This is a genomic window from Catenulispora pinisilvae, assembly GCF_015356865.1.
In the GTDB taxonomy this organism is placed as follows: domain Bacteria; phylum Actinomycetota; class Actinomycetes; order Streptomycetales; family Catenulisporaceae; genus Catenulispora; species Catenulispora pinisilvae.
This window is the reverse complement of sequence record NZ_JAAFZA010000356.1, coordinates 1-7,847: the sequence shown is the minus strand read 5'-3', so window position 1 is coordinate 7,847 and position 7,847 is coordinate 1. Positions and strand designations below refer to the sequence as shown.

The 7,847-nt window shown below is 73.2% G+C and carries 7 protein-coding genes; 3 read left to right on the top strand and 4 right to left on the bottom strand.

Going from position 1 to position 7,847, the window contains the following annotated elements:
- Positions 1–88: 88 nt before the first annotated feature.
- Both IZR01_RS46395 and steA read right to left on the bottom strand, forming a co-directional pair.
- Entirely contained in the window at positions 89–1,084 is a 996-nt protein-coding gene (locus IZR01_RS46395; RefSeq protein WP_194899523.1) for a copper transporter, read from the bottom strand.
- A gap of 46 nt (positions 1,085–1,130) precedes the next feature.
- The gene (gene steA, locus IZR01_RS46390) at positions 1,131–2,321 is read right to left on the bottom strand and encodes a putative cytokinetic ring protein SteA (protein WP_194927553.1); all 1,191 of its coding nucleotides are present in this window, start codon (positions 2,319–2,321) and stop codon (positions 1,131–1,133) included.
- 199 nt (positions 2,322–2,520) lie between these two features.
- On the opposite strand from steA, the gene IZR01_RS46385 reads away from it, so the two are divergent.
- Positions 2,521–2,997 (top strand): hypothetical protein, encoded by a 477-nt coding sequence (locus tag IZR01_RS46385; RefSeq protein WP_194899525.1) that lies wholly within the window; start codon positions 2,521–2,523, stop codon positions 2,995–2,997.
- Positions 2,994–4,376 carry a sensor histidine kinase gene (locus tag IZR01_RS53895; protein WP_194927552.1) on the top strand — a complete coding sequence of 461 codons (1,383 nt, stop codon included), beginning with the start codon at positions 2,994–2,996 and terminating at the stop codon, positions 4,374–4,376. The genes IZR01_RS46385 and IZR01_RS53895 overlap by 4 nt, the downstream gene beginning before the upstream one ends.
- A 112-nt stretch (positions 4,377–4,488) precedes the next feature.
- Here IZR01_RS53895 and IZR01_RS46375 read toward each other — a convergent pair whose 3' ends face one another.
- Positions 4,489–5,109, bottom strand: a complete 621-nt coding sequence (locus IZR01_RS46375) for a response regulator (RefSeq protein WP_369125444.1) — start codon at positions 5,107–5,109, stop codon at positions 4,489–4,491.
- A gap of 95 nt (positions 5,110–5,204) precedes the next feature.
- On the opposite strand from IZR01_RS46375, the gene IZR01_RS46370 reads away from it, so the two are divergent.
- On the top strand, positions 5,205–5,903 hold the full coding sequence (locus IZR01_RS46370) for an SDR family oxidoreductase (protein WP_194927551.1): 699 nt from the start codon (positions 5,205–5,207) through the stop codon (positions 5,901–5,903).
- Positions 5,904–5,998: 95 nt separating this feature from the next.
- Here the strand turns inward: IZR01_RS46370 and recN are convergent, their stop codons facing one another.
- Positions 5,999–7,741, bottom strand: a complete 1,743-nt coding sequence (gene recN / locus IZR01_RS46365; RefSeq protein WP_194927550.1) for a DNA repair protein RecN — start codon at positions 7,739–7,741, stop codon at positions 5,999–6,001.
- Positions 7,742–7,847: the final 106 nt, after the last annotated feature.

Genomic DNA, 7,847 nt, shown 5'->3' with positions numbered 1-7,847 from the left:
CCCCAGCAAGCCGAGACTTCTCCCCCGCGCCCGAACTCCACTCACCCGAGCCGATCCCCTCCTCATACCGCGGCCAGCCCGCCTGGTCCTAGTGCAGATCCGGCAGCGGCCCGTCGGCCGTGCCGGTCAGTCCGTAGTGCCCGGTCTTGCCACCGGCGGCCTCGGCGAGGGCGAACACCGTGATGATGCGGCCGGAGGCCTGGTCGGCGGTGTCGGCGGTGGAGACGTTCTTGGAGACCCAGCTGTCCTTCAGCGCGGCGGCCAGCAGGCCCGGCGACTCCGCCGAGGAGGCCGGTCCGGCCAGGACCGCGCCCAGGGAGCGGCCGCCGCCGGTGAGGTCCTTGAGGAAGCCCAGGTAGAGGGCGTCGGCGGCGTCGTTGGCCGAGGAGCCGGAGGACGGGGCCGGCGGGGCCATGACCACCACCAGGTCCGCCGAGGTGGCGCTGGCCGACTTCACGTCGATGTAGCCGGCGTTGCTGTAGGCGGTCAGCACGTCCTGGGACGCCTGGTCCGTTATCGCCTGCTCGCCGACGCCGGAGTTGTTGGCCGGTATCCGGTGCACCACCGCGCCGGCGATGTCGGCCAGGGCGATGACCGAGGGCGGGGTCGCGGAGGTCGCCGAGGAGGACGGGGCCGGCAGCTGCGCTCCCCCGCGCTCGGCCGCCGGGAGCTTCGCGGCGGCCGCCGCGAGCTTGCCGCCCTGGTCCGGGTCCAGCAGCGAGGACTTGAGCGTGACCTCGTCGGTGACCTGGGCCCCGGCCTTGCCGAGCAGGTCGGACAGGGCGTCGCCGCTGGACCCGTCGGCGCCGGGGAGCATCACCACGGCGACCGAGTGGCCGATGAGCTTGCCGGACACGGCGTCCGGGCCGAGCGCGGCGATCAGGCTGTCCCGGTCGCGGACCTGGGCGCTGAGTTCGTTCTGGGTGCCGTGCAGCGCCTGGTTCTGCCCGCGCAGGGAGCTGAGCTGGTTGTTCAGCTCGTCGTAGGCGACCTTGCTCAGGTAGGAGGAGCCGATGACCAGACCGACGGTGAGGGCGAGGAAGACCGCGACGATGGAGACGACGTGGTAGCGGAAGTCGATCAAGTGAGCAGTCCTCGCGGCCGGAAGCCGGAGCGGCTTTGTCCCGCGGTCACGAGAAGACCCCTCGCAGCCAGAACACGAAGTCGTCCCACAGCGAGCCGAGCACGGTCAGATATCCCTTCCCGGCCGGTGAGACCAGCAGTGTGGCGATGACGGTGGTGAGCGCGGCCAGGACCAGCGCGGCCAGCGACGCGTTGGAGATCCGGCTGCGGTACAGCCGCGACACGCCCTTGGCGTCCACCAGTTTGCCACCCACGCGCAAGCGGGTCAGGAAGGTGGAGGCCATCCCGCCGCGCCCCTTCTCCAGGAACTCCACCAGGTTGCTGTGGCCGCCCACGGCCACGATCAGCGTCGCGCCCTTGTCGTCGGCCAGCAGCATCGCCACGTCCTCACTGGTGCCGGCCGCCGGGAACAGCGCGCACGGCAGCCCCAAAGAGGTGACGCGGTCCAGGCCGGGGGCGGTTCCGTCCGGATAGGCGTGCACGATCAGCTCCGCGCCGCAGCCCAGCGCCTCGTCGGAGACCGAGTCCATGTCGCCGACGATGATGTCCGGCTTGTGCCCGGTCTCCAGCAGCGCGTCCGCGCCGCCGTCCACCCCTATGCAGACCGGCCGGTACTCGCGGATGTAGGGGCGCAGCACCGCGAGGTCTTCCTTGTGGTGCGTGCCGCGGACCACCATCAGCACGTGCCGGCCGTCCAGTTCGGTGGCGATGTCCGGGACGCCGACGCCGTCGAACAGCAGGTCCCGCTCGGCCCGCAGGTACTCCATGGTGTTCCTGGTGAACGCCTCGATCTGCTCGGAGACCGTGGAGCGGGCCTCGGCCAGCGCCTCGACCACCTCAGCCAGTTCCACCGCCTTGCCGACCGCGACCGGGGTGCTGCCGCACAGCACCACGTTGCCGTCCAGGCGCACCATGTCGCCCTCGGCGATCCGCTCCAGCACCGCCGGCCCCACCTCGTCGACCACCGGGATGCCGGCGGTGAGCAGGATCTCCAGGCCCATCGCCGGGTAGCGGCCGGACAGCGACTTGGCGGCGTTCACCACCGCCGCCGGCTTGCACGCCAGCAGCGCCTCGGCGGCCGGGCCGTCCAGGTCGACGTGGTCGATCAGGGCGATCTCGCCGGCCCGCAGCCGCTTGGTCAGGTCCTTGGTCCGGCGGTCCACCCGGGCCACGCCGGACAGGCCCGGCAAGTCTGGCTGGCGGGCCTGGCGTCGGGGACGGTGCGGCAGGTGGGTCATCTCTGGCGCTCATCGTCGCACGTCCGCCCCCGGCGGCGGTAAGGGATTGGCCGGTGGGCGGCACGAGGCGGATGGGACGCCAGGCTCGGCGGGCCCGTCGAGGCCGCAGCGCCTCCACCGGCCCTGCCGCGCAATCTCCACCCTGGACTCCACCCCCGCTCCGATCTGCAAAAGCGGCCCGCTGCCTACCGTCGAAGACATGAACATCCTGCAGATCGCCCTCATCGTCCTGGTCGCCGCGCTGGTGATCGGCAAGCGGATGACCGGCCGCCCGGTCGACACCCGCCGCTCGATCCTGATGCCGGGCGCCCTGGCTGTCTACGGCTGGTTCATCCTGCACAAGAGCGGCGGCACCCTGACCCACACCGACCAGGTGTGGCTAGGCGTGCAGGGCGCGGTGTCGGTCGGGATCGGCCTGCTGCGCGGCTGCACGATCCGGCTCTACGAGCGCGACGGCGTGGTCTGGGCCCGCTACCGCCCGATCACGCTGCTGCTCTGGGTCGGCTCCATCGCCGCCCGGTTCGCTCTGGAGGCGGTGGCGGTCCACGCCGGAGCCGGGAAGTCGGCGATGACCGCCTCGATCATGCTGATGTTCGGGCTGTCGCTGGCCGCCGAGTCGCTGGTCGTGCTGCCGCGGGCGCACGCCAGCGGGATCCCGGTCCTGGCCCGGTCGTGAGCGCGGGCCCGGCGACGGGACAGAGCACCGTGATCGCCGCGGTGACCACCACGGTCGGCGCGACCTTGCTCGGGATCCGGGCGGCCCTGGCCGCCCTCGGCCCCTGGATCGCGAGCCGGACCACCACGATGCGCCGGTTCGGCGTGCCCGACGTGCTCGGCGCCCCGGCGGCCGGGCACACTGGCCTCATCATGCCCGGCGCCGAAGACGACTTCCCCGACCTGCGGCGGTGGACCGAGCGCTGGCCGGCCTCCGCCGTGGCGATGCGGCTGCTCGCCATCGGCTCGATGACGTTCGGGGTCGTGCAGTCGCGCCACCCGGCCGCCTGGGTGCTCGGCGGGATCGCCGCGATCACCGGCGTCATATGGGCGCTCTCGCCGGTCCACCGGGTGCGGGTGCTGCTTCCGGCCATCGCGCTGTTCGCCGTCTCCGGGGCGGCGCTGGCCGGCTCGGGCCTGGTCGTGCCGTCCGGGCTGATGTACGTCTTCGTCAGCCTGCTCTACTTGCAGGCCCTCGCCGAACCGCGCGTGGCGTCGCTCTACATCGGAGCCGCGGCGATCGCGGCCGGCGCGATCAGCGCGGTGGTCGCCGGCGACGGCAACGGGTTCCCGTGGGTCATCGCCGTGGCGGTCGGCGGCTACGTGTTCGGCGACGCCCGCCGCTCCCGCCGCCTGGCCCTGCAACGGGCCCAGGACCTGCTGGTGATGACCCGCCGTGCCAACACCGAGCAGGCGCACGCCGCCGCGCTGGCCGAGCGCGGCCGGATCGCCCGCGACGTGCACGACGTGCTGGCGCACTCGCTGTCCGGCCTGGCGATCCAGCTGGAGGCCGCGGACGCGCTGCTGTCCGACGGCTCGGACCTGGACCGGGCGCACACCATGGTCATCCGGGCCCGCCGCCTGGCCCGCGACGGCCTGTCCGAGGTCCGGCGCGCGGTGGCGGCGCTGCGCGAGGACGTCAAGCCGCCGCAGGAGACGCTGGCCGCGCTGACCGCCGACTACGCCGAGGACACCAGCTGGCCGGCCTCGTTCGCGGTGGTGGGCGGCCCGGTGCCGGAGTTGGCGGTGGAGACGGCACAGACGCTGCAACGCGTGACGCAGGAGGCGCTGACGAACGCCCGCAAGCACGCGCCGGGCGCGGCGGTCGAGGTGCGGCTGGCGGTCGGCGCGGACACCATCACGCTGACGATCGAGAACGCGGCCTCGCACGCGCCCTCCGCGCCGCTGACGAACACCGGCGGCGGCTGGGGCCTGGTGGGGCTGCGCGAGCGGGTCGGGCTGGTCGGCGGTTCGGTGGAGGCCGAGCCGACGGCGGCGGGCGGGTTCCGGGTGGCCGCTGTGGTGCCGATCGCGGCGGCGGGGGCGGATATCTTCGCTTGAGGTGGTTGGGCTCAGTGCGGCTCGGCTCGCCTTGGCTCGACCCGACTCGCCTTGGCTCGACCCGACTACCGACCCCGACTCCCGACTCTGACCCGACTCGGCTTAGCCCGCCTCAGTCCAAGCCGTGCCGCAGCGCATAGCGCACGGCCTGGACCCGGTCGCGAACACCGATCTTCGCGAACAGGTTGTTGATATGGGTCTTCACCGTCGCGGCGGAGACGAACAACTCCTCGGCGATCTCGGTGTTGGACTTGCCGCGGGCGATCAGGGTCAGCACCTCGGCCTCGCGCGGGGTGAGGTCGACCGACGGCGGGACGTCGACGGCCGCGGCCAGCAGCGTGGCGGCGACCCCGTCGTCCAGCACCGACTGCCCGGAAGCCGCGGCCTCGATCGCGCGGGCGATCTCGGCGCGCCCGGACTCCTTGGTCAGGTAGCCGGTGGCGCCGGCCCGCAGGGCTTTGAGGATCGAGGCGTCGTCGGCGTGCGTGGTGAGCACCACGATCCGCACCCCCGGCACGCTCTGCCCGATCTGCCGGGTCGCCTCGACCCCGTCCATGCCGGGCATGCGCAGGTCCATCAGCACCACGTCCGGCCGCAGCGTCTCGGCCGCCGCCACCGCCGCCGCACCGTCCGCGGCCTCCCCCACGACCTCCACCCCGGGGGTCACGGACAGCAGCGCGACCAGCCCGTCGCGCACCGCCGCCTGGTCGTCGGCCACCACCACTCGGATCACTGCCACGGCAGTATTCTCACATTGATCCACACCCCGTTGATCCGCACCCGTTGATCCACAGCCCGGCGCGCCGCCGGCGATGAGGAGGCAGACCCATGGAACCCGTCACGCTGATCACCGGCGGTTCCAGCGGCATCGGGGCGGCCACCGCCCTGGCCCTGCTCAAGCAGGGGCACCGGGTGGCGGTCACCGGCCGCGACGCCGACCGGCTGGCCGCGTTCGCCGCCTCGGCCGGGGCCGGCGACCAGTTGCTGACGATCCCCGGCGACGCCAGCGAGGAGACCGACGTCGCCGCCACCGTGCGGCAGGTCGTGGACACCTGGGGCCGGCTGGACACGGTGATCGCGAACGCCGGGTTCTCGCTGCCCGGCACGCTGGAAGACCACGACCCGCAGGCGATGCGCGCCATGGTGCTGACCAACGTCCTCGGCCCGGCGCTGCTGGTGCGGGAGACGCTGCCGCATCTGCGGGCGTCCAAGGGCCGGATCGTGGTCGTCGGGTCGGTCGCCGGCATCCGGAACACGCCGGGCAACCTGTACTCGGTCACCAAGTGGGCGGTGCACGCGCTGGTCGAGAACGTCCGGCTGCTGGTGGCCAAGGACCGGGTCGGGGTCACGCTGGTCGCCCCGGGCGTGGTCGACACGCCGTTCTGGGACGAGCGCGGCGGGACGCCGCAGGCCGCCCCGGCGCTGACGCCGGAGCAGATCGCGAACGCGATCCTGTTCGCCGTCAACCAGCCGGAAGGCGTGGACGTCAACCAGCTCGTGGTGCGGCCGACCGGCCAGGCCGGCTGAGCCCGGCCCACCGGCCAGGTCGGCTGAGCCCGGCCGACTGCGAAAACCCCAGCGCCGCCCCGAACCCCCGAAGACCACAAGAGCCTTCTACACCCCTACCCGCGCTGCCGATCCGCCGCCGCGGCCTGCAACAGCTCGTCGGCGTGCGCCTGCCCCAGCTCCGACTCCTCGAGCCCGGCGAGCATGCGGGCCAGCTCCCGGCGGCGCTCGGCGTCGTCGAGCACGACCACGCCGGAGCGGGTGACCAGGCCGTCGTTGGCCTTGCGGACCACCAGCTGGCGGTCGGCGAACGCGGCCACCTGCGGCAGGTGCGTGACCACCACGACCTGCGCCGAGCGGGCCAGCCTGGCCAGCCGGCGGCCGACCTCGACCGCCGCCTTGCCGCCGACCCCGGCGTCCACCTCGTCGAAGACGAAGGTGGGCACCGGGTCGGAGCCGGCGAAGACCACCTCGACGGCGAGCATCACGCGCGAGAGCTCACCACCGGAGGCGCCCTTGGCGATCGGCAGGAACGGCGCGCCGGGATGCGGGGCCAGCCGGAGCTCGACGTCGTCGATACCGGTCGGGCCGAAGGCCACCGTGCGGCCGTCCACGTCCAGGCCGTCGGCGACTTCCTTCTGTGTCACCGGCACCTCGATGCGGGCGTGCGGCATCGCCAGCTCGGCCAGCTCCGTGGTGACCGCGGCCGCGAACTTGTCGGCGGCCTGCGCGCGGCCCGCCGAGACCCGCGCCGCGTGCCCGGCCAGCTCGGCGCGCGCCTCGGTGCGCTCCTCGGTGAGCGCGGCGATCCGGTCGTCGTCGCCTTCGAGCTCGGCCAGGCGCAACGCACCCTCGGAGGACCAGGCCAGGACGTCGGACAGCTTCGGGCCGTACTTGCGCATCAGGCTGTTGAGGTCGCTGATGCGCTGCTGCACGTCAGCCAGCCGCCGCGGGTCGGCCTCGATCGAGTCGGCGTAGGCGGCCAGCTCGGTGGACACGTCGGCGAGCAGGAACGACGCCTCGTCGAGCCGCTGCGCGACCTCGGCCAGCGCCGGGTCGTGGTTGCGGGCGCCCTCCAGCGAGCGGGCGGCCTCCGACACCAGCGACAGGGCGTTGATGGACGCGGGGTCGTCAGGGCTGCCGGCCAGCGCCATGTGGGCGCCACCGGAGGCGGTGCGCAGGGTGTCGGCGTGCCCGAGGCGCTCGGCCTCGGCACCCAGTTCGGCGTCCTCACCCTCGACCGGCTCCAGCCGCTCCACCTCGGCCAGCCCGAAGCGCAGCAGCTCGGCTTCCTGCGCGCGCTCGCGGGCCCGGGTGGTCAGCTCCTCCAGGGTGGCCTGGATCTTCTTCAGGCGGTCGAAGCAGGCCTTGTACTCGGCCAGCGGCTCGGCCACGGCGGGACCGGCGTAGCGGTCCAGGGCCTGACGCTGGCGGGCCGGCTGCAACAAAGACTGCTGCGCGGACTGGCCATGCATCGCGACCAGGTCGTCAGCCAGACCGCCGAGCACCCCGATCGGGACCGCGGCACCACCGAGGCTGGCCCGGGAGCGGCCCTCACTGGACACCGAACGGGAGATGATGAGCTCCGCCTTGTCCTTCCCGACGGGCTCGAACTCGGCACCAGCCTCCGCCGCGGCCACCCCAGCGGCACTCTTGGGGTCCACAACCAGGCGGCCCTCAACCGAGGCCCGCTCGGCACCGGGACGGACCAACGCGGAGTCCGACCGGCCTCCGAACAGCAGTCCGAGGCCGGTGACCACCATCGTCTTGCCCGCGCCGGTCTCGCCGGTGACCGCCGTGAACCCGGGCGACAGCTCCAACACCGCGTCCTCGATCACGCCGAGGCCGCGAATCCTCATCTGCTCCAGCACAGGTACGACACTAGGTCTTCGCGGGGCGGAAGCGGTACCTGCGCGCCGGATTCGTCCGGTTAGGGGGTGAAGTTCATGACCCTGACTTGGGTGG